We start from the raw sequence: 21270 nt of genomic DNA on the forward strand, positions 1-21270 counted from the left end.
TCTATAATTGAGTCCCCGTTTCTTCATATTATTTTGTTTTTTGATTGTAATTACTTCGAGCGATTAATAGAATCATGTAACAGAATAAGCCGAATAATAATGTTATAAACAATGAGTGCATTAATGATACAATCAAATCTAGCTTCGTCAGCACTACAAGCATACCTGCTATAATTTGTAATATTACAAGAATAAAGGCGATAATCCATCCCCAATAAACTACACGTTGTTCTTTATAATGTTTAACTGCATGCCAAGTTATATAGGCCATCCAAATAAAGATTAAGAGAACAGCAATTCGATGTCCCATTTGTACCCATTGAAACATTCCGTTTGGCAATGCGAATGGTTGGCTGTTATCACAAAACGGCCAATCGTAACAGCTTAAGCTGGAACCAGTATGGCGAACGAGTGCTCCCGTGTAAATAACAATATAAGAATATAGTGTAACGCCAATTGTATGCCATTTTAACTTATTTCCAATATGTACTGTATCCGCATCGAACTTTGTATCAACTTCAAAAACAATCATAGCTAGTAACAATATTGATGCAAAAGAAATTAAAGAAATTCCGAAATGTAATGCTAAAATAAAGTCACCTTGACCCCACAATACTTGTGCAGCACCGATTAATGCTTGTGCAACAAGGAAGAAGATTGCTAGAACACCTAAAAATTTAACTTCACGAATATGTCCTAATGATCTCCATGTCCAAATGACAAGAATCAACACAAGAATTGACACTGAGCCTGTTGTTAACCTGTGCGAAAATTCGATTAAAACTTCAGTTGTAATTACTGTTGGTATAAGTTCACCATTACAACCCGGCCAATGTCTCCCACAACCCAATCCACTATCAGTTTTAGTAACTAGTGCCCCGCCTAATAGAATAAACAACATTCCAAGAGTAGTGAGAAAAGCGATCCATTTTAATATTTTACTGTGTTTATATTGCATGTAATGCGCCACCTACTTTACTAACAACACTAATAAAGTGTCTCTGCATTTAGATGATATCGAATAAAAACACAATTGACAACTTCAAACGGTTGTTACTTGGACAATAGAGAAACTTTTTCACAAATTGTTCACAACTTTGTATGGTAACTTTCACAAAATCATCCATGAAATGAGTTAATATAGACTTGAATGTAGTAACTTTGCACACTAATACGCTATTTCGACTTAATCTACGAAATTTCACTTTAATATCTAGAAATCATTAAAGAAGTTCGATATAGTTAGTGTTAGCGGAATATGCTTACAAAATTGAAAGGAGGGATATAATGTCAAACGGCCAGCTAGTTAGTGCTACTAGAAAAGCAAATCCTGAAACTAAATCTTTCATAAAAGATTTTCTTGCACTCATAAAGATAGGAATAGTAAATTCAAATTTGGTAACAACATTTACCGGAATATGGTTAGCTTTTCAGTTTACAGGCGGCCACTTCTTGCAGCATTTAGATTTAATCGCTTACACTATGGTTGGTACGGCATTAATTATTGGTGGATCTGCGGCTATGAATAATTATCTAGACAAAGATATAGACCCAATAATGAAGCGTACACGTACTAGACCTACAGTGACAGGTAGATTTAAACCAAATGTCGTTTTGACAATTTCCCTTTCGTTTCTCATTGTAGGTGAAATTTTGTTATTTACGGCATCTAATGCTGCCGGCATGTGGGGACTTATTGGTATTTTAGCTTATGTAGTTCTTTATACTATTTGGGCTAAAAGAAGGTATGTTAGCAACACGGTAATTGGAAGCATTTCTGGTGCGGTACCACCAGTAATAGGATGGGCTGCAGTTGAGCCTTCTCTAAGCTTTGGTGCATTAGCTTTGTTTTTAATCATGTTTGCATGGCAACCTCCGCATTTTTATGCACTTGCTATGCGACGAAAAAATGAATATAGTGCTGCAAATATTCCAATGCTACCTGTTGTTAAGGGTTTTAGACGAACAAAGGTATCTATGCTAATTTGGATAGTCTTTCTATTCCCGCTACCATTTTTATTAAAGGAATTAGGAATAGCGTTTATCATTTTAGCAACGATGTTAAATATCGGTTGGCTTGTCCTAGCTCTTCGTGGCTTTAAAACTACTGATGATTTAAAATGGGCTTCGAGAATGTTCATTTATTCATTAAATTATTTAACTATTACCTTTGTATTAATGATTATTTTTGCAATATTTATTTAAGTATAATTATGATTAGCTAAATACTAATGTTGTGAATTAATTTAGTTATAGGTTTTAAAACTTCTGGTCATTTGAGAAGTAATTGTTTGAGGGGATTCTTCTTTAATAGAATTCACATATATGCAAATACCAATGTCCAAGTTACACATGGAAATACAACAAAGAAAGAGGGGTTTTATTAAGCTATGATGAAAGGGCTTAAAAAATGGCGTTTGTTCTCGCTATTAGCTGTTATGACAGTTTTCCTTTCTGCTTGTGGTGAAGAGTATATTTCTACGCTTCGACCTGCTGGAGCAGTAGGGAAAGAACAATTTAACTTATTGCTATTCTCTATTACGATTATGGCGTTGGTTGTCGTTGTGGTTTCAGTACTTTATATATATGCTTTCTTTAAGTTCCGCCGTTCAAGACAGGGTGAGGACTATATGCCAAAGCAAGTTGAAGGTAGCCACACACTTGAAGTTATTTGGACAGTAATTCCAATTGTACTGTTACTAATCTTAGCTGTTCCAACATTAATCTCTACTTACAAATTAGGAGATGTAGCAGCAATGGAACATGTTGATGAAGATGGTAATAAAACTGCATTAACTGTTGATGTTACTGCGAAATTATACTGGTGGGAGTTTGCGTATCCTGATTTAGGAATTGTAACTGCACAAGAACTTGTTGTGCCTACTGGTGAAAAGGTTTACTTTAACCTAAAAGCTGCTGATGTTAAGCACTCATTCTGGATTCCTTCAGTTGGTGGTAAAATGGACACTAACGTTGAAAATATTAACAAATTCTATTTAGTATTTGACGAAGAATCAGAAGGTCTAAAAGACGGAGTATTCTACGGAAAATGTGCTGAACTTTGTGGTCCATCACATGCATTAATGGACTTCAAAGTAAAAACTTTAGCTCCTGAAGCATTCGACGCTTGGGTTGCTTCAATGCAAGCTACTGAAGGTCAAATTGCATCAAAAGATTCTACAGATTTAGGTGAAGCTACGTTTGCTGCTAGCTGTTTAGGATGTCACGCAGTTTCTTCTGTCACTGGTATGCCTGCAGGTGCTGCAATGGGACCAAACTTAACAACATTTGGTGATCGTAGCCACATCGCTGGTTTCTTAGAATTCAACAAAGAAAACTTAGTAAGCTGGATTAAAGATCCTGAAGAATACAAACCTGGTAACTTAATGACTGGAGCGTATAAAGTTGGAAATAATAATCCAGATGAATTATCTGATGAAGAAATTAGCGCACTTGCTGACTACATCATGAGTTTATCTGTAGAAAAATAACTTCATTTATGAATGAGGTTGCCTCAGGCGGTTGCTATAGATTAAAAAAAGATAATTTATCGAGTTCCCTCGATAAATTCTAGGCACATATACGCCATGGCAAATATGATTTGAACTTTTTTCGATTGAAACATAGAGGAGGTTAAAGTTGTGAGCTCTGTTGCAATTGGTAATAAAAAGGGCTTTGGAGCAACTCTTTGGGACTATTTAACAACTGTTGACCATAAAAAACTAGGGAATATGTATTTCTTTGCAGGGTTATTATTCTTTGCAATTGCTGGTTTTGAAGCTTTACTAATGCGTATTCAGTTAATGGTACCAAACAATGATTTTGTTTCCGCAGGTCTTTTCAATGAATTACTTACAATGCATGGTACAACAATGCTATTCTTAGCTGCGACACCATTGCTATTCGGTTTTATGAACTGGATCGTGCCATTACAAATTGGTGCACGTGACGTTGCATTCCCGTTCTTAAACTCATTAGGATTTTGGTTATTCTTCTTAGGTGCTGTATTCTTACACCTTTCATTCTTTATGGGTGGAGCACCTGATGCAGGATGGACATCTTATGCGTCCTTATCTTTATATTCACCTGGACATGGTATTGATTTCTATGTATTAGGTTTACAAATTTCTGGTGCTGGTACCTTAATTTCAGGTATTAACTTCGTTGTAACAATTATTACAATGCGTGCACCTGGTATGACGTTCATGCGTATGCCATTATTTACATGGACTACTTTAATCGTAGGCGCACTTATAACATTTGCATTCCCTCCACTAACAGTTGCTTTATTCTTTATGTTAGTTGACCGTATGTTTGGAGCGAATTTCTTCGACCATACTATGGGTGGTAACACAATTATTTATGAACACTTATTCTGGATCTTCGGACACCCAGAAGTTTATATCTTAATTTTACCTGCATTCGGATTATTCTCTGAAATTATACCGGTATTTGCTCGTAAACGTCTATTCGGATACTCTTCGATGGTATTCGCAACAATTTTAATTGGTTTCTTAGGATTCATGGTTTGGGCTCACCACATGTTCGCAACTGGTCTTGGGCCAACTGCTAACGCAATTTTCGCTGTTGCTACAATGGCAATTGCCGTACCAACAGGTATGAAAGTATTTAACTGGATCTTAACTATTTGGGGCGGTTCGATTAAAGTAACAGTTCCAATGATTTACGCTCTTGGATTTATTCCATCTTTCGTTGCTGGTGGTGTAACTGGGGTAATGCAAGCCGTTGCTCCACTTGACTATCAATTACACGATTCATACTTTATCGTTGCTCACTTCCACTATGTTATCGTAGGTGGGGTAGTATTAGGTATTTTTGGTGCAACTCATTTCTATTGGCCAATTATGACAAACCGTGTTTTAAATGAAAAACTTGGATTTCTTACATTCTGGACATTCTTTATCGGATTCCATTTAACATTCTTTATCCAACACTTCTTAGGACTAATGGGTATGCCACGTCGTGTATTCACATATCAAGGCGACCAAGGTTGGGATTTATTTAACTTCATCTCATCTATTGGGGCATTATTAATGGGTCTAGGTGTAATATTCTTAGTAGTTAACATGTTATTATCTATTAAGTCTAAACCACTTAATACAAGTGACTACTGGGGAGATGGCCGTTCATTAGAATGGGCTCTTAAAACTCCAGTACCTTTCTACAACTTTAAACAAACACCACTTATTCGTGGTTACGATCCATATTGGATTGAAAAACATGAAGGCAATAAAGAAGGTATGACATATGCTGAACCAGTTGGGGACATCCATATGCCAAATGGCTCAATCTTACCTTTAATTATGTCTATTGGTATGTTCATCGCTGCATTCGGTTCTTTATACCATCCAGATGGCGTATCTTGGTCAGTACCAGTAATTATTCTAGGTATTGGTATTACGGTTGCATGTATGATTATCCGTTCATTTAAAGACGATCTAGGTTTCACTGTAACGAAAGAAGAAATCATTGCTACTGAAGAATCATTATATGGAAAAGGGGGTAACAAATAATGGATATTAATACTAAATACACCCCAAAAACTTGGCCAGACCATGCTGAGCAAGTAACTTTGGAAGGAAAAAACAAATTCGTTGGTATTTGGATTTTCATCTGTAGTGACATCGTATTATTTGCCAGTGTATTTGCTACTTACCTTGCTTTAAAAGATAGTGGTCCATCAGGAATGGATATTACTGCTAAAGAATTATTTGGACTAGAATTAGCATTTGTAATGACAATGTTACTTTTAACATCTTCATTAACATCTGTATATGCTATGTATCACATGAAGAACTTTAATTCTAAAGGTGTCCTAATATGGATGGGAATTACAGTACTTCTAGGTCTTGGATTCTTAGGTCTTGAAATTTATGAGTTCTATGAGTATACGGTTCATGAAGGATTCGGATTTACACATTCTGCATTCTCATCTGCTTTCTATTTACTTGTAGGTACTCACGGATTGCACGTTATTATTGGACTTATTTGGATTACAGGATTAATCATCCGTAATGCAAAACGTGGATTAAACTTATACAACGCGCCTAAATTCTTTGCTGCATCAATTTATTGGCACTTTATCGACGTTGTATGGGTATTCATCTTCACAGTAGTTTACTTAATGGGGGTGCTAGGATAATATGGGACACGATACACATATTCATGAGAAATCTGTTGCACAACACGAATTTGATCGTCGTAAAAATGCTGTAGAAATGCGTAAGCAAGTTGTAAACTTTGCGATTATGATTCTCTTCACTTTTATCGCTTTTGCGGTTGTAGTGGCAGACTTTTCGCCATACTTCATTAAGCCATTTATACTTTTACTAGCAGCTGTACAAGTTGTACTACAATTATATGCATTCATGCACATGGGTGAAAAACATGCTTCACATATTGGTACAATTAATACCTTCGTATGGGTAGGTGCAATTATTGCATTTACGGTATTCCTTTGTTTCTTAACGATTATTTGGTGGTAAGAGAGTAAAGTATATAAGTGTAGATAAGTTGTTTTGCAACTTATCTACACTTATTTTTTTGGATAGTTTTATGTTAATTGTCATAGTTCGTTCATTGATGTTAAAATGTAAGCGTTCTATAATAAAATTACTGAAGGTTTAAAAGGAGAGCTTAAAATGCCGTTAAGTATATTTGGTTTTCAAGCACTATGGAGTCCATATTTAATAGGTGTCATAATCTTTTTAACGGTTGTCTATTTTTTAGTGACAGTTAAATGGAGAAAAGACTTTAAAGTAAGTGAGCCATTAAAAAAGAGTGAAGCAACTTATTTTCTATTATCGATGCTTACTTTGTATATCGTAATTGGTTCACCAATTGATTTACTATCACACATATTGTTTACGATGCATATGGTTCAAATGGCGTTTTTACTATTACTTCTGCCAATTTTATTAATAAAAGGTATCCCATGGTGGATATGGCGAGTAGTTGTTAACGCACCGGGAGTTCGAATGGTCTTTAAAATATTTACACAACCAGTAGTTGCTGTATTTTTGTTTGCTATGATGTTTTCTCTATATCATATACCAGCTATATTCGATACGATTAAACTTGATCAAACATTTCATGGAATCTTTACGTTCATATTATTCTTATCAGCATTTCTCATGACTTGGCCAATCATTAATCAAAACATTGAAGGTCAAAGACAAATGAAAAGTCTATACAAAATAGCATATATCATTTCAAATGCTGTTTTAATTACACCAGCTTGTGCACTTATTATTTTTGCGGGACAACCTTTGTTTGCAACTTATTATGATGGTGATACTTGGTTAAAAGCGATGGAGTTATGTGTGCCTACTTCAACTTTAAGTGGATTAAACTTAACTGGACCAGATTTGTTTTTCCCTGGGTTTTTAACAGTAGTTGGGGACCAGCAAGCAGGTGGAGTATTAATGAAAATCATTCAAGAGATTATTTTCGGCGTTATTTTGTGGAAGGTGTTTAGACAATGGTGGAAAGATGAACACAGCAGTAACGAAGATGAAATTACACAAAATGCATTAAAAGACTTCCAAGCTTTAAAACAAAGTCAACAACATTAATAGAGAAAGAAAGAAATCGTTAGGAGAATGTTTAAATGTCACTATCATTATTACTACCTACTATTAGTACTGCATTCATAGTAATAAGTGCTGTGTTAGTTGCTATCGGTTGGGTATTAATTGCAAAAAGGAATATTGAATCACATAAAAAAGTGATGACGGCTGCAGGGGTTTCTGCATTAATATTCTTTATTATTTATGCTTCACGAACAGTGTTTATTGGTAACACTGCATTTGGAGGACCGGAAAATTTAAAAGGATATTATACATTCTTTTTAATCTTCCATATTATATTAGCAACAACAGGAGCGGTATTTGGAATTGTTAGTTTACTAACTGGATTTAAAAATAAACTTTCCATCCACCGTAAAATCGGTCCAATTACTAGTATTGTTTGGTTTTTCGTTGCGATAACTGGTGTTATGGTTTACTTACTACTTTATATTCTATTTGAACCTGGTGAAACAACATCAGTAATTAAAGCAATTCTTGGATTTTAATATGTAAATGGTTGTGGTGAAATTCAAACTTCATCGCAGCCTTTTTATTTTTAGGTTAAACGGTATTACGTATTCAATTTACGTATAAAAAATGAAGAACTAATCAAAGTGACTAATTCTTCATTATCTTGATATATCGGTTTTTATTACGCTTCAGCACCATGGTAAGCGAATTGTTTTTTAATGTTAGCTAAAATTCCTTCACATTCTTTTACTAAGTGTGTAGGGAAAACTTCTTCAGTTTCATCATATTCTACTCCGTGTGGGTAGTAGTATTTACCAAGTGCTGGTTTTAAAATTTTTAAGATTGCAGTATTATTTCCAACATCACCTGATACAACACTACAGAATACACGTAAATAGAAGCGTCCTTCTTTAAGATCAAAGCGTTTGTCAAATGTCATGCGGTCCCAATCCCAGCCACCGTGAGATTCTAAGCCGTTTTTCTTCATAACACTAACAAGTAGTTCTTGTTCAGCAGTTATATTTTCAAGAGTTTTGTTTTCGAAATACATGATATATATCCTCCTTTAGCAAATCGTACATAGAATACGCTCATTATTAATAATAGATTAAAATACTAATCCTGGCAATGACAACATTGTGTCAAGAAATAAGTAATTTAGATAATTATTACAAATCAATAGATTGAAAAGTTATATAACTTACTATAACCAATTGTTCGTTTATTTTGTTTAAAAGCTTTATCTAAAATCATTCCTATTCTTCAAAATTTTGTGTCATGATTTCAGGCTAGGCATACTATAAGGAAAAGAAGGAGTGACACATTGCAACTAGCAGAGCTTTTAAAAGACTGGCCGTGCACAGTAAAAGGTGGTTCCATTCGAATAGAAGTTCTTGGTATAGAAGATTATGCACAACATGTAAAAGAAGGGGATTTGTTCATCGTTCGAAAAGGAGCGAACGATGACGGATTTAAATATGTAGAAATTGCCATACAAAATGGTGCAATAGGTGTTGTCATAGAAGATGAAAAATTACTCGATAAAGTTAGTCTTCCTGTTCCTGTAATATGGGTTCCAAATTGTATGAAGTTTATGTCATATAGTGCCGCAAAACTTAATCGATTCCCTGCAGAAGCAATGCAAGTTATTGCAATAACGGGTACAAACGGAAAAACAACAGTCAGTCATTTCATTGGTCAAATATTAAACACGCTACATAAAAAAGTAATGGTCATCGGAACGAATGGCGTATTTATAAATGGTAAAGAAGTTAACCTAGAATATGAACATTTAACTACATTACAACCAAAACATCTTCATAAAATTTTCCGATATGGTGTTAGCCAAGGTGTACAGTATGCAGTATTAGAAGCTTCATCAATGGGTCTAGCAAAGCACAGATTAGACGATTGCTCCATAAACATTGGTGTCTTTTTAAATTTAGCTGAAGATCATATAGAAGATCATGGTTCTTTTGAAAAATATAAGTCCGCAAAGCAAATTTTATCAACACTATCGGAAAAACTAGTCTTAAATGGTGATGATTCTTTTTGTCGTACGGTTGGTTTACAAGCAAAAAAACCTAAAGTATATTGCGGATTAGGAAATCGCGTCGATTATCAATTACAATTGCTTGCTGATGGGAATAATTCATCGACTGTTTGCTTACAAAGTAAAAAGGGGCAAAAGGTGTTCACACTACCATTTGTAGGTGACCATCATTTGCAAAATTCAATTGCAGCAATAACAACAGTGAGTGAACTTGGTTTTGATATTGAAGAAGTATGTTATGCTGCTGAAAGTTTAAGCTTACCTAAAGGACGACTACAATATATTAAAAATAATTTGAATTTAGACATCTATATTGATTATGCCCATACTGAAGCAGCTTTAAGAGCTGTTTTACAAACATTAAAGAAAACAACGAAACGAAACTTAATTGTTCTATTTAGTTGTGGCGGCGACCGAGATAAGCATAAACGTATAAAAATGGGAGCTGTTGCTTCAAAATATGCTGATATGATCTATTTAACGACTGATAATCCCCGTAGTGAAGACCCCGAAGTCATTAATTCTCAAATAGCTGCAGGGTTTTTATCAACTCAAAAATACGAAACCATTTTGAATCGTGGTGAAGCTATAACAAAAGCAATACTATCAGCAAAAGAGGGAGATACTATACTAATTGCAGGAAAAGGTCATGAGGACACACAAACGATTGGGAAAACACAAATACGTTTTTCAGATATTGAATTTGTTCAATCTGTTCTTGAATCGAAATTAAATCAAGGATAGTTTCTCTCCATTCACTCTTTTAAAATTTAAGAAATATGGGAAGTTTTCATTCTACCATACAGTCTTATTTTCTGCTATCATAGAGTTGAATGGAGGATTGATGATGTTAATAACTTCTGAATGGGTAACAATTCTTGATGAAACTGATTTACTAAGTTCCATGATACTATCCTCTGAACAAGCACAAAAATTACGTGAGGCTTATCATAATGTATATAATGACCAAGTACTCGTACAAAAAATAGCTTCTTTCACGAGAATGAAAGAGCAGTATGAAGATGTACAAAGATTTGGGAAATATCATCCTGATTACAATAAAATTATGAAGGAAATTCGCAAACAAAAGCGCGAACTCGATTTAGATGAGCGCGTGGCGAATTTAAAAGTCGCAGAAAATGATTATCAAGATTTATTAGATGAAATTAGTCTAATTGTCGGAAAATCAGTTTCAGAATCTGTGAAAGTGCCTGTAAGTAATCCATTCTTCGCAACCGGCTCATCTTGTGGGAGTGGTTGTGGATCAGGTGGAAGTTGTTCTTGTTCGGCTTAATATTATATTAAAAGTCTCCTTAGAAATCAATCTAAGGAGACTTTGTTTTTTTATTGTTCCGTTTGTTCATTATTCGAATTTAGTTCTTCGTATAATTTTTTTACTAACGGGACGGCAATATCTGGACGATCTGTTACGATTCCTTTTGCCCCACGCTTAATTAGACGTTCAATTAGTTCTGGATCGTTAATAGTCCAATAATGAACTGGAATATTTAAATTTCCAAGATAAGAAATAAATTTAGGCATATCTAATGATATTACACCTAATTTAGGTGGGATTTGGAATACATCTACTTTTGGGCTATATAGATGACCAAACTGACTAGTAAAGGCTGCGAAAGCTTTTCGTACGTCAGTTTCTCCAGCTCCTAGTGCAACACTGTTTTGAGCATAGAGATTGAATCTGTCTACTTGTTCGCTATAAAAGCTTGTTACTACTACACGGTTATGGACTTTTAATTCTTCAATTAAACGCCATAGTTTTGATGGCATTAAGCTTCCTTCATAAGTATCAGGTGAATCTTTAATATCAATATTAATATATACAGTTGGAAAATCTAATAATAATTCTCTTAGTGTTACAACAGGTAACTTTGAATCTTGATATGGTGTATTACCTTCTAAGTCTATAAAATTAAAACCATGGTTTAATTGATTTAGTTCTTCTAAAGTGTAGTCTTTTACAAATCCAGTACCATCCGATGTACGGTCAACGGTATCATCATGAAAAACAATAATTTCCTCATCTTTTGTTAATCGAATATCAACTTCAAAACCCTCTACACCCAATTCAAAAGCTTTATCAAATGCAGGTCTTGTATGTTCCGGAGCTAAATGGGATCCTCCTCTATGTGCAAGTACGATTGGACGATCAAATTGCAATACTTCTTTACTTTCACGCTTCTGCGGTTTTAACACAGCCTTACTTCCTGCCCATGCTGCTGCACTCGCTGCTGCTATTGCTAGGGCTAACTTTGTCTTTTTTCCCATGAAAGTCCTCCTCAGATTAAAATCGAATAAGCTATTCAACAACCCAGTAGTAGGGAATCCCCAATTATAAATGTTTCACTTAATCTTCATTAAAATCCATCTAAAATTTTTGTACTTCAGTCATTTTATAATATAGTATATTTAATCTTATAATGATGATTATAACGGAAAATCTACCATCCTGTCAGCTAATCTCTGTTGGTATAAGAAATAACATTATGGTATTCTTTAATTAAGAAATGAGGGAATCGAAATGAAGGAAAGACAAGGACTAATCGTATATGTCAATCAACTAAAACATGCAAAAACTTTAAGGAAATATGGCAATGTTCATTATATTTCTAGAAAGTTAAAATATGTTGTAATTTATTGTAATCGAGAAGAAATTGAAATGGCAATGAACAAAATTCAACGTCTTCCTTTTGTGAAAGACGTTGTTCCATCATATCGTCCATTTTTAAAAACTGAATTTGAAAATGCGAAACCAGATAAAGCGAAGGAATATGATTATGATTATAAAATTGGTTTATAAACTTATGTACTATAAACCTTCTGCTTAATTCGAACAACTAATCGATTCTAATGGATGTAAACAATTTTTTATTGCATCGGTGGAATAAGATTGTTCATTCGTAAAATTCCAATCAAATGATTATAAAATAAAGCAGTTTCCTGGTAATATGAGGAATGTTTAACATCCATTGGAATTGCTTTTTTACCAATGCTTTCTAATGCTTGTTCAAATAATTCTATTCGTTTTGAATGTTTTTCATCATCGTATGGAATTCCTTCACGGCAAATATATATTGGCATAAATTTACCTTCACTAACAGGTTTGAATGCCACAGCTGGTGAAGCGAATTTTTTATCACCTTTATTTGAAATAATTAAAAAGGCATTATGAAATCTTTTTTCATTTGTTTGGATTAATTCGCAAAGTTCATATATATCTCCATAACCTTGTCCTAATTCAATAAATCGTTGAATCATATAATACACATCCTTTCTCGTACCAATAGTACCATGAAGGAGGAGGTTTGAGCACATGAAATATGCTGTTAGCTTTTTTATTGTATTACTATTAGTAGTTAGTGGGTTGTTGTTTATCCAATATCAAGTTTATTCTGACAACTTAGAAGCTGGTCAAGGTGAATTTACATATACTCAAGAAATAGAAATTGATTACCGAAATAATAGTTTGGATATACGACAACATTTCAGAAATCTTCCAAACCAAAACATTGATATTAAATGGCCACCTCTTGCCATTAATCCAGATTGTTTTTTAGAAAGTGAACAAACTTGCGAAAGGTTAAGTGAAGATAAAACGAGGTTTGAAATAGGTGACTCAAGATCTCAATCTCTTTCTTATGTCATACCTTTAGATGGTGGACTACAATCAAAACATTTGTTAAAAGATTTATTTGTTACTTTAGGTAACGCGAAGGTTTCTTATTCAACTATACATATAACAACGGATAGTCAAATTGAAGGTCAATGGGTAACAGGATTGCCTTTAATCGGTCAACAGTCCCTCTCATTAGTTAATTATTCAATGTTTAGTGGACAAGGGGAAGTAAACGAAGTCTACTATATTGCAGATGATATAAAATTACAACATTCAACTGATTTAATTTCAATTTATGCGAAAACACCGCTAGATGAACAATTTCATGAATCAATTAATAGCATCCAATTTTTAAATGAACATCATGTGGCAATTGTTCAAGGAGAAAGTCATTCAGGGCAACAAGGTGAACGAATCGTATTTGTAAATGATCTTACACTTGACGGCTTAAATCAGAGCGTACTTTTATCTCAAATTGATTCTTTATATGATTTTGGGGACAACCCACGATGGATGAAGGAAGTAATCGCAGCTTTTCTGACTGGTTCAGTTTCCCTTGAAAATAAGTCATCACAAATTGTTAATGCATTATTAAATCATATGTCAGATAAACAATTAGAAAGTTGGATTCAAAAGCTTGAACAATTAAAAGGGACAAAGATTACTTCAACGGTATTAGATAAAGAGCTTTCTGAAGTATTACAAAAGAATACTGAATTTTTTGAGCTAAATGAGACTGTAGAAGATGTTTTCACACTATTGTTTTCTGACAATAGGAAAGTAATACTAGATCAAAATGTGATAGAGGATGTTAATTTAATTTACCAGAATGGTTTACTATATTATTCATCTGATGAAATATTAGCGGCATTAGGTTATGAAGTATCCGATGGTCCTAATGGCTATTATGTAAATAGTGAATTAAGACAATTCCGTTTCCCTGAAAATCATAAATTTTATGTATTTAATCAGAGAAGGTACGATACCATTTCAAATCCTTTTACAACGATTATGGATAAGCGATATATTGAAGAATCATGGCTACAACGATTATTTTTAGTAGAAATAGAAAAAACTAATAGCGAAATAACTATTTCACCTATTACAACACTACAATAAAGAAAAGCGGTGAATACAATGAGGGTTGTTGCTGGTGATAGAAAAGGAATGCCTTTAAAAGCCGTTACAGGAACGACTACTAGGCCAACAACAGATAAAGTAAAAGAGTCTTTATTTAACATTATAGGGCCATTTTTTAATGGTGGTATTGCGTTAGATTTGTTTGCTGGAAGCGGAGGATTAGGTATTGAAGCTTTAAGTAGAGGGGCAGATCTAGCCATCTTTGTAGAAAAAGACTTTAAAGCATATCAAATATTGCAAGAAAATATAAAAAAATGTCGATATGAAAACGTGACTGAACTATTTCGTACAGACGCTAAACGTGCTGTTAAAGGGTTATTAAAACGAGATTTGCAAATTGACTATTTGTTTGTTGACCCACCATACCATAAGATGGAATATTACAATCTTGTAGAGTCATTAGTAAATAGTGGTAAACTTTCAGATGAGGCAATCATTGTTTGTGAGCATGCAACAGAAGTCCAATTACCAGATACTTACGGTACTTTTCCACTAAAGAGAAAAGAAACCTATGGAAGCTCGATTATTTCAATCTATTCGAAATAGTAATCATTGGGGAAGAGGGAGAAAATTTTGTCTGAAAAAATCGCAGTTGTACCAGGTAGTTTTGATCCAATAACGAATGGTCACTTAGATATTATTAAACGAGCAGCAGATGTCTTTGATATTGTCTACGTAGCAGTTTTAAATAATTCTTCTAAAAGTCCATTATTTACTTTGGAAGAAAGAATGGCATTAATTGAGGAAGTTACAAATACGATGCCAAATGTCCGAATCGATTCGTCTTCTGGATTATTAATTGACTATGCAAGATCTAAAAATGCGAAGGCGATAGTTCGTGGCCTACGAGCAGTTTCAGATTTTGAATATGAAATGCAAATTACTTCTATGAATCGATTTTTAGATGAATCTATAGAAACATTTTTCATTATGACGAAAAATCAATATTCTTTCTTAAGTTCAAGTATCGTGAAAGAAGTAGCACGATATGGTGGAAATGTTGAAGGTTTAGTTCCTCCACATGTTGAAGTGGCTTTAAAAGGGAAATTTAATACTTGACTAGAAAAAATCGACGGAAATATAAATGGTTTCCGTCGATTTTTTATTTATTTGGTTTTTATAATAAAAATAATACATAATACAATGCCGGGATTAGCAACGCTAAAATGACTCTAAGTGCAACATAAGGTCTTAAAGAAATTCGCTCGTTTTTTGCAAGTACTGCTACTTGCATATGAATGCTAAGACTTTGTGTCGTTAAAAATAATGCTAGTAATAAATAGAGCATAGTCGATTCGCCTGAGAACATTTCTGATGTGATTTGTAAACCGTTTGTCATTTCAAGAGAAGCTGCGGTTAGAAGGATTAAACTATTATGTATAGTTGGGACAAATGTCGAAATCGTATGCATGACAACCGTATAAATCGTAGTGAAAAAGATTAATGTTGACCCAACAACTAATACGGTGGGTACACTATCTTTAATACTACTAATAAATGGATTTTGTGGTTTTGGTATTTTTTCAGATGTTACACTACTAATGTGAAAATCTTTGTTACTAGAAGTTTTATAAAATATGATCAATATGACGAATGAAACGATATGGTATAAAATTAAAAAGCGCCAACTGAACATAGTGTCATTTAATAAGTCATAACCTACAAACCCAATGACGAATAAAGGGCTTGGACTATGACAAATACTTAAGAGGCCATTTGCTTCTTTCGTAGATATCTGTCTACTTTTTTTTAAGAAAGCAATCGTAGCAGCTCCAGTTGGAAAACCACCTAATGCACTGATACCATAGGTCTTTAAATATAACTGTAATCTTGACGATGATTGTTGTTGATTCGGCGTTAATCGTATAAACCATTGTGTTAGAATTAAGTATGGCAAAAGGTATGGAAATAAAGCTTCCATAAATAAATTTACACCTAAATCAGTACCTTCGTGTGCCACACCAGGAAACATTAATAGTAAAATGATAAGGCCAATACAAACGAATAAATATACTAGAGGAATTTACACCAACTCTTTTCATGTTTTGTCCAATAATAAGAAATGATAAACTAATATATGCACTTGTTAATTTTTTTAGTCTTATATCGGAACTTGGAGGTGCTATACAAATGAAAAAAATCGTTAGTTTTATAGTGTTTATGCTAATATTAATTGTTTTTTGTTTTTATCGATTAGATTATTATATTATGAAACCAGGTAGCGCCTATGATGTAAGCCGATTTGTTAATGTACAAGATGGAGATATAGACGATGAGGGTACATTTAACTTAATGACTGTATCAATGTTTCAAGCAACACCACTTACATATGTAATCGCTTATTTTAACGAGTTTCAAGATACTCTCCTCATTAAGGATGTTCGACATGAAGAAGAGGATGATGAGGAATATAACGTACGTCAGTTAAAATTAATGACCGACTCTCAATTTAATGCTTTATATATTGCATTCCAAAAAGCAGGATTACCTTTTACAGTTACTTATAATGGTATAACAGTATTGAATGTACTGTCAGGGGGTGCTGCAGACGGAAAGATTAAGCCTGGGGATGAGATTGTTGAAATTGACGGTCAACTCGTTCATAAAGCAGAAGATTTAACTGCGATATTAAATGAAAAGAAAGAAAATGAAGAAGTACACTTAGTACTAAATCGTGATGATAAACTTATAGATCAAACGGTAACATTAAAAGAAATACCGGGGAGTGACCCAAAGAGAATAGGTATTGGGATTAATTACTCCCAAAGTAAATCTATTAAAACTGAGCCATTTGTAAAAGTGGATGCAGAAGAAATTGGTGGGCCTTCAGCTGGTCTCATGTTCACTTTAGAAATATTAAATCAATTGTTAGATGAGGATTTATCGAAGGGGTATTTAATTGCAGGTACTGGAGAAATGAATGAAGATGGTACCGTAGGAAGAATCGGAGGCATTGAAAAGAAAGTTGCCGCTGCACATGAAGATGGAATGGAAATTTTCTTTGCTCCAGATGATGAAATTACAGAGGCAATGCTTAAAGTAAATCCAGATATTAAATCAAATTATGAAGTTGCAGTTTTAACTGCAGAAAAAATAGGTACGAAAATGAAAATCGTACCTGTTAAGACAATTGATGATGCTCTAGCATATTTAGAACAGCTAGAAGAAAAATAAATTAAATTCGAATGGGCGGAGTTTTATAATCTCCGTCTATTTTTTTATTCGAAATGAATTGAATTCCCTGACTGTAAATTTCTGTTGCACGTAAATCAATCTGGAGTAACTCATCTTTAGTTGAAGCTACTCGGCTAATCAATGGTAAGTCAAATTCACTCTTTTTTTCTGATAGATATTGTTGTCCTTTACTAGTCATACCAAGCAAACGAATGTAAGTTGGAGATGAAAATCGATGTAATTGTTCTTTCGTAATACCTGTTAGAATATGTGTTAACATTCGTTGAAGTCTTGTCCAAGTATAACGTTTCGATTTTATATGATTCATAAAATCGGTAAATGAATCACTTACTTTTGCATATTTAACGATTGCATATTCAATGCCCTCTGAAACATCTGCAAATTGCGTTAAATCCTTTGGTATATATCGAATAATCGTAAATCTTAAAAGTGGCCAGAAAGCTTCCCAGTTAGCAAATTGTTGGTAGTTTTGAAGCCAGTCCTGCAATTGTTCATAAGTATATCTAGGTACATATTGTAATACATCACTAAGTTCTCCATTTTCAAATAATGCTTTACGAATTCCTGTTGCACTAGCTATTGTTGTATCGGACTGGATATCATCATGGAATCCTGCTTGTATTCTTTGGATTGTAACAGGGTTAATAGAACTGTTTAAAAGGTAAGCAGCTTCAATGTAGTGATAGCCCAAAATATTATTTGGTTGTGCTAAATCAATGTATAATTGGGGTCTTTTTTGTTTAAGTTGTTCATATGCTTCAAATAAACTTTTTGGATAGCTATTTCCCTGGGAAACATAATATTTAATAAGTTCATTATATTCAGTACGAAAATCATGGAGTAATGATAATGTGTTTTTAAAAGGCTCAATGTTTCCATCCTCGCTACCAAATGCAAATGATTCACATTTCATTGCTGATAGTAACTGTATAGCGCCTTTTGCGAACTGTTCTGCTTTACTTGTAGCAAAAACGTATGGTAATTCTATTACGATGTCAACGCCTGAAAGAAGGGCCATTTTCGTACGGTACCATTTATCAACGAGTGCAGGTTCACCTCTTTGGAGAAAATGTCCACTCATAACAGCAACAACGACATCAGCTCCTGTTTTTGTTTTCGATTGTTGGATATGATATTGGTGACCGTTATGAAAAGGGTTGTATTCAACCACTACTCCGACTGCTTTCATTCTATTAGCACTCCTAAATTTGATGTTTAATAAAAGTATAGTCTATGATTTACTGTAGTGACAAGAAAATAACTTGACATCTATATTTTCACATTATATAATCAACATTGTTGTCTCGAGGTGATTAATGAATGAAATGGTCTATTCATGAATTATCAAAGTATCGCCAAAATGGGATGCCTATTGATACAAAAGTACAGTTAGAGGAAGTAAAAAAGCGAAACGATGAGATTCGCCATATTTCACCTGTACATGTTAAAGGGCACTGTACATTCGGTGCATCACAAATGACTTGTCAATTTACTATGACTGCAACATTAACTTTACCATGTGCTAGAACATGGGAGGATGTTGAATTTCCTATAAACGTAGATGCGGTTGAAATCTTTAGTTGGATTGATCCGGAACTTCGAGGAAATGACGATGAGGATATCCATTATATTGATGGTGAAGTTATCGACATGAAACCAGTTTTAGAGGAGTTAATTCTACTCGAAATTCCAATGCAAGTGTTTAAAGAAGGTTCTGAAGGACAAGTGCAAGGCGGAAAAAACTGGAGCTATTCAACAGATGAGGATGTTGCTCGTCAAAAGGAATCTGGCGAACAAAAAGTAGATCCGAGACTAGCTGGATTAGCTAAGTATTTTGATCAAACAGATGAATAATGGATCTGTAAGGAGGTGCCAATAATGGCTGTACCATTTAGAAGAACTTCTAAAACTGCTAAAAGAAAGCGTCGTACGCATTTCAAATTATCTGTACCTGGTATGGTAGCTTGCCCAAACTGTGGAGAAGCAACTTTATCTCACCACGTTTGTAAATCATGCGGACACTACAAAGGTAAAGAAGTAGTTAGCAAATAATAAACTGAGCTTGATCGAAAAAGCTCTAAAACAAAAAGGCTAATAGAGAGGCCATGGCTCTCTATTAGCCTTTTTTCTATTTACAATATTATCTTAGAAAACTTGTCAAACTATTTTAGCTGTTTTACTATGGAACAAATGGAAACTCATTGCTAATGAATAAGGGGATGGATAAGTTGGCATATAAAATTGATTACATAGATGGTATTTTAACATTTACGATCGATAGAGAAGAAAAAAGAAATGCTGTAAATGATGAAGTCATGAATGGGTTTAAAGAAATTGTTACTACTATTTACGAAAATAAAGACGTACGCTTTTTAATAATAACTGGCGCGGGTGCAAAAGCATTTTGTTCTGGAGGAGACTTATCAGAGTTTCATAAATTGCAAACAGAAAAAGATGCATTTGGGATGTTAAGTAAAATGGGGACAATATTATATGAAATAGCAACTCTGCCAGTTCCGACGATTGCTTTAATTAATGGTACTGCAGTTGGTGGCGGATGTGAAATTGCCACAGCTTGTGATTTTCGTTTAGTAGCAAAGGATGCAAAATGCGGATTCATTCAAGGTACATTAGGTATTACAAGTGGTTGGGGTGGAGGTACCTACTTATTGGAAAGTGGATTAAAACAAGATTTTGCTTTAAAAATGCTAGTAGATTCATCCACTTATGACGCTGATAAATTATATGAAATTGGATGGGCTACTAACATATTTGAAGGGTCGAAAGAAGTAGCTCTAGAGAATTTCATTCAACATATGCGAAAAATACACCCTTCTGTACACCACGCCTATAAAGAAATAAAACTTCGAAGTTGGAAAGAGAAAAATATGTTTGAACGAGTAATGGAAGAAATAAAACTGTGTGCAAAACTATGGGAAAGTGATGAACATATTGAAGCAGTGAATCGATTTTTAAATAAATCTAACAAGTAACTTCTTACATTCAAATTTAAATTTTTTGTAGTAATGAAAGAAAGGCATCATACTGACCAAGAAGCGGTCACATTGATGTCTTTTTTTACGTATATTTCGATGATATAGACATTTTATACGCAAAAAAATGTTACTACCTATTTTTTATAAGTACTTCTATTCTATTTAATCTCATTATGTGCATATAGTAGTAAAAAATGTGAGGTGATAGAAAGTGGAAGGGAAAAGAAGAAAAGATCAATGGACTGCTGAAGACGATGAAAAATTAGCAGAAATCGTTATTCAAGCTGTCCAAAATGGTAAAACACAATTAGAGGCATTTGCTGAAGCTGCCAATGTGTTAAATCGAACGAAACAGGCTTGTGGTTTCCGTTGGAATAAAACTTTGCGTACCCAATATGGCCAAATGTTAAATAGCGTTAGAAAACGACCTAAACAATTAATGAGGAGTCATTTAAAACTAGCACTAAATAGTTTCGATGAATTAACTGAAGCATATAATGAATTAGAAATTAAATATAGAGAGCTACAATCAGAACATGACAAACTTATTAAGTGGTTAAATCAGGGTGTTAATTTTCTTGAACATCAAAGTAAATAATTGAACTAACCTACACATTTTAATGCAATTATAATTGATTAATAGTAGTGCAATAAAGCGAAGAAGTGTAACTGTAAGTAATAATTAGTAAAGCA

Annotated in this window: 24 protein-coding genes; 18 read left to right on the forward strand and 6 right to left on the reverse strand. The window is 33.9% G+C overall.

The features are described 5' to 3' along the window. Positions 1-28: 28 nt before the first annotated feature. The gene (locus tag CRO45_RS01730) at positions 29-958 is read right to left on the reverse strand and encodes a COX15/CtaA family protein (RefSeq protein ID WP_097147893.1); all 930 of its coding nucleotides are present in this window, start codon (positions 956-958) and stop codon (positions 29-31) included. A gap of 329 nt (positions 959-1287) precedes the next feature. Between CRO45_RS01730 and cyoE the strand changes: the two genes are divergently transcribed. From cyoE to CRO45_RS01765, 7 genes are all read left to right on the forward strand, one after another. Continuing rightward, entirely contained in the window at positions 1288-2205 is a 918-nt protein-coding gene (gene cyoE / locus CRO45_RS01735) for a heme o synthase (protein ID WP_097147894.1), read from the forward strand. 185 nt (positions 2206-2390) lie between these two features. Continuing rightward, positions 2391-3491: a cytochrome c oxidase subunit II gene (gene coxB, locus CRO45_RS01740; protein WP_097147895.1), complete on the forward strand. Its 1101-nt coding sequence runs from the start codon at positions 2391-2393 to the stop codon at positions 3489-3491. 150 nt (positions 3492-3641) lie between these two features. Then, the gene (locus tag CRO45_RS01745) at positions 3642-5534 is read left to right on the forward strand and encodes a cytochrome c oxidase subunit I (RefSeq protein ID WP_097147896.1); all 1893 of its coding nucleotides are present in this window, start codon (positions 3642-3644) and stop codon (positions 5532-5534) included. After that, entirely contained in the window at positions 5534-6163 is a 630-nt protein-coding gene (locus tag CRO45_RS01750) for a cytochrome c oxidase subunit 3 (RefSeq protein ID WP_097147897.1), read from the forward strand. The genes CRO45_RS01745 and CRO45_RS01750 overlap by 1 nt, the downstream gene beginning before the upstream one ends. A 1-nt stretch (position 6164) precedes the next feature. Then, positions 6165-6506 (forward strand): cytochrome C oxidase subunit IV family protein, encoded by a 342-nt coding sequence (locus CRO45_RS01755; RefSeq protein WP_097147898.1) that lies wholly within the window; start codon positions 6165-6167, stop codon positions 6504-6506. 156 nt (positions 6507-6662) lie between these two features. Further along, entirely contained in the window at positions 6663-7595 is a 933-nt protein-coding gene (ctaG, locus tag CRO45_RS01760; RefSeq protein ID WP_097147899.1) for a cytochrome c oxidase assembly factor CtaG, read from the forward strand. 35 nt (positions 7596-7630) lie between these two features. Next, a complete protein-coding gene (locus tag CRO45_RS01765; RefSeq protein WP_097147900.1) occupies positions 7631-8095 on the forward strand; it encodes a DUF420 domain-containing protein in 465 nt (154 codons plus the stop codon). A 146-nt stretch (positions 8096-8241) separates the two neighbouring features. Here CRO45_RS01765 and CRO45_RS01770 read toward each other — a convergent pair whose 3' ends face one another. Next, entirely contained in the window at positions 8242-8610 is a 369-nt protein-coding gene (locus CRO45_RS01770) for a YugN family protein (RefSeq protein ID WP_097147901.1), read from the reverse strand. 273 nt (positions 8611-8883) lie between these two features. Here CRO45_RS01770 and CRO45_RS01775 point away from each other — a divergent pair, with 273 nt between their 5' ends. Next, positions 8884-10356: a UDP-N-acetylmuramoyl-L-alanyl-D-glutamate--2,6-diaminopimelate ligase gene (locus CRO45_RS01775; RefSeq protein WP_097147902.1), complete on the forward strand. Its 1473-nt coding sequence runs from the start codon at positions 8884-8886 to the stop codon at positions 10354-10356. A 103-nt stretch (positions 10357-10459) separates the two neighbouring features. Beyond that, positions 10460-10906 (forward strand): YlbF family regulator, encoded by a 447-nt coding sequence (locus CRO45_RS01780; protein WP_097147903.1) that lies wholly within the window; start codon positions 10460-10462, stop codon positions 10904-10906. Positions 10907-10956: 50 nt separating this feature from the next. Here the strand turns inward: CRO45_RS01780 and CRO45_RS01785 are convergent, their stop codons facing one another. Beyond that, on the reverse strand, positions 10957-11898 hold the full coding sequence (locus CRO45_RS01785; protein WP_097147904.1) for a glycerophosphodiester phosphodiesterase: 942 nt from the start codon (positions 11896-11898) through the stop codon (positions 10957-10959). A 253-nt stretch (positions 11899-12151) separates the two neighbouring features. Here CRO45_RS01785 and CRO45_RS01790 point away from each other — a divergent pair, with 253 nt between their 5' ends. After that, positions 12152-12430, forward strand: coding sequence for a YlbG family protein (locus CRO45_RS01790; RefSeq protein WP_097147905.1), 279 nt, complete (start codon positions 12152-12154; stop codon positions 12428-12430). A 68-nt stretch (positions 12431-12498) separates the two neighbouring features. Here the strand turns inward: CRO45_RS01790 and CRO45_RS01795 are convergent, their stop codons facing one another. Continuing rightward, positions 12499-12888 (reverse strand): DUF7147 family protein, encoded by a 390-nt coding sequence (locus tag CRO45_RS01795; protein WP_097147906.1) that lies wholly within the window; start codon positions 12886-12888, stop codon positions 12499-12501. A gap of 55 nt (positions 12889-12943) precedes the next feature. On the opposite strand from CRO45_RS01795, the gene CRO45_RS01800 reads away from it, so the two are divergent. From CRO45_RS01800 to coaD, 3 genes are read left to right on the forward strand one after another with little or no spacing between them, the layout of a single operon-like run. Further along, on the forward strand, positions 12944-14365 hold the full coding sequence (locus CRO45_RS01800; protein ID WP_097147907.1) for an RNA polymerase II: 1422 nt from the start codon (positions 12944-12946) through the stop codon (positions 14363-14365). 18 nt (positions 14366-14383) lie between these two features. Next, positions 14384-14932, forward strand: a complete 549-nt coding sequence (rsmD, locus tag CRO45_RS01805) for a 16S rRNA (guanine(966)-N(2))-methyltransferase RsmD (protein ID WP_097147908.1) — start codon at positions 14384-14386, stop codon at positions 14930-14932. Between the two features lie 27 nt (positions 14933-14959). Beyond that, on the forward strand, positions 14960-15445 hold the full coding sequence (coaD, locus tag CRO45_RS01810; protein WP_097147909.1) for a pantetheine-phosphate adenylyltransferase: 486 nt from the start codon (positions 14960-14962) through the stop codon (positions 15443-15445). Between the two features lie 58 nt (positions 15446-15503). Here the strand turns inward: coaD and CRO45_RS01815 are convergent, their stop codons facing one another. Then, positions 15504-16307: a hypothetical protein gene (locus CRO45_RS01815; protein ID WP_097147910.1), complete on the reverse strand. Its 804-nt coding sequence runs from the start codon at positions 16305-16307 to the stop codon at positions 15504-15506. Between the two features lie 203 nt (positions 16308-16510). Between CRO45_RS01815 and CRO45_RS01820 the strand changes: the two genes are divergently transcribed. Beyond that, positions 16511-17560, forward strand: coding sequence for a SepM family pheromone-processing serine protease (locus CRO45_RS01820; protein WP_408057105.1), 1050 nt, complete (start codon positions 16511-16513; stop codon positions 17558-17560). Position 17561: 1 nt separating this feature from the next. Here CRO45_RS01820 and CRO45_RS01825 read toward each other — a convergent pair whose 3' ends face one another. Then, a complete protein-coding gene (locus CRO45_RS01825; RefSeq protein WP_097147912.1) occupies positions 17562-18770 on the reverse strand; it encodes a nucleotidyltransferase in 1209 nt (402 codons plus the stop codon). A gap of 131 nt (positions 18771-18901) precedes the next feature. Between CRO45_RS01825 and CRO45_RS01830 the strand changes: the two genes are divergently transcribed. The 4 genes from CRO45_RS01830 to CRO45_RS01845 all read left to right on the forward strand — a co-directional run bounded on the left by CRO45_RS01830 (position 18902) and on the right by CRO45_RS01845 (position 21175). After that, complete coding sequence (locus tag CRO45_RS01830) at positions 18902-19435, forward strand: YceD family protein (protein WP_097147913.1); 534 nt, start codon at positions 18902-18904, stop codon at positions 19433-19435. 24 nt (positions 19436-19459) lie between these two features. Continuing rightward, complete coding sequence (gene rpmF, locus CRO45_RS01835; protein ID WP_036171914.1) at positions 19460-19633, forward strand: 50S ribosomal protein L32; 174 nt, start codon at positions 19460-19462, stop codon at positions 19631-19633. 176 nt (positions 19634-19809) lie between these two features. Beyond that, positions 19810-20574: an enoyl-CoA hydratase/isomerase family protein gene (locus tag CRO45_RS01840; RefSeq protein WP_170949379.1), complete on the forward strand. Its 765-nt coding sequence runs from the start codon at positions 19810-19812 to the stop codon at positions 20572-20574. Between the two features lie 214 nt (positions 20575-20788). Beyond that, complete coding sequence (locus tag CRO45_RS01845; RefSeq protein ID WP_097147915.1) at positions 20789-21175, forward strand: Myb-like DNA-binding domain-containing protein; 387 nt, start codon at positions 20789-20791, stop codon at positions 21173-21175. Positions 21176-21270 lie beyond the last annotated feature (95 nt).

Source organism: Ureibacillus acetophenoni, assembly GCF_900220965.1.
GTDB classification, from domain to species: Bacteria; Bacillota; Bacilli; order Bacillales_A; family Planococcaceae; genus Ureibacillus; species Ureibacillus acetophenoni.

Coding starts and splice junctions, on each gene's coding strand:
- CRO45_RS01730 (WP_097147893.1), bottom strand. CDS start 958: ATGCAATATAAACACAGTAAAATATTAAAATGGATCGCTTTTCTCACT.
- cyoE (WP_097147894.1), top strand. CDS start 1,288: ATGTCAAACGGCCAGCTAGTTAGTGCTACTAGAAAAGCAAATCCTGAA.
- coxB (WP_097147895.1), top strand. CDS start 2,391: ATGATGAAAGGGCTTAAAAAATGGCGTTTGTTCTCGCTATTAGCTGTT.
- CRO45_RS01750 (WP_097147897.1), top strand. CDS start 5,534: ATGGATATTAATACTAAATACACCCCAAAAACTTGGCCAGACCATGCT.
- CRO45_RS01755 (WP_097147898.1), top strand. CDS start 6,165: ATGGGACACGATACACATATTCATGAGAAATCTGTTGCACAACACGAA.
- ctaG (WP_097147899.1), top strand. CDS start 6,663: ATGCCGTTAAGTATATTTGGTTTTCAAGCACTATGGAGTCCATATTTA.
- CRO45_RS01765 (WP_097147900.1), top strand. CDS start 7,631: ATGTCACTATCATTATTACTACCTACTATTAGTACTGCATTCATAGTA.
- CRO45_RS01770 (WP_097147901.1), bottom strand. CDS start 8,610: ATGTATTTCGAAAACAAAACTCTTGAAAATATAACTGCTGAACAAGAA.
- CRO45_RS01780 (WP_097147903.1), top strand. CDS start 10,460: ATGTTAATAACTTCTGAATGGGTAACAATTCTTGATGAAACTGATTTA.
- CRO45_RS01785 (WP_097147904.1), bottom strand. CDS start 11,898: ATGGGAAAAAAGACAAAGTTAGCCCTAGCAATAGCAGCAGCGAGTGCA.
- CRO45_RS01790 (WP_097147905.1), top strand. CDS start 12,152: ATGAAGGAAAGACAAGGACTAATCGTATATGTCAATCAACTAAAACAT.
- CRO45_RS01795 (WP_097147906.1), bottom strand. CDS start 12,888: ATGATTCAACGATTTATTGAATTAGGACAAGGTTATGGAGATATATAT.
- CRO45_RS01800 (WP_097147907.1), top strand. CDS start 12,944: ATGAAATATGCTGTTAGCTTTTTTATTGTATTACTATTAGTAGTTAGT.
- rsmD (WP_097147908.1), top strand. CDS start 14,384: ATGAGGGTTGTTGCTGGTGATAGAAAAGGAATGCCTTTAAAAGCCGTT.
- CRO45_RS01815 (WP_097147910.1), bottom strand. CDS start 16,307: ATGGAAGCTTTATTTCCATACCTTTTGCCATACTTAATTCTAACACAA.
- CRO45_RS01825 (WP_097147912.1), bottom strand. CDS start 18,770: ATGAAAGCAGTCGGAGTAGTGGTTGAATACAACCCTTTTCATAACGGT.
- CRO45_RS01830 (WP_097147913.1), top strand. CDS start 18,902: ATGAAATGGTCTATTCATGAATTATCAAAGTATCGCCAAAATGGGATG.
- rpmF (WP_036171914.1), top strand. CDS start 19,460: ATGGCTGTACCATTTAGAAGAACTTCTAAAACTGCTAAAAGAAAGCGT.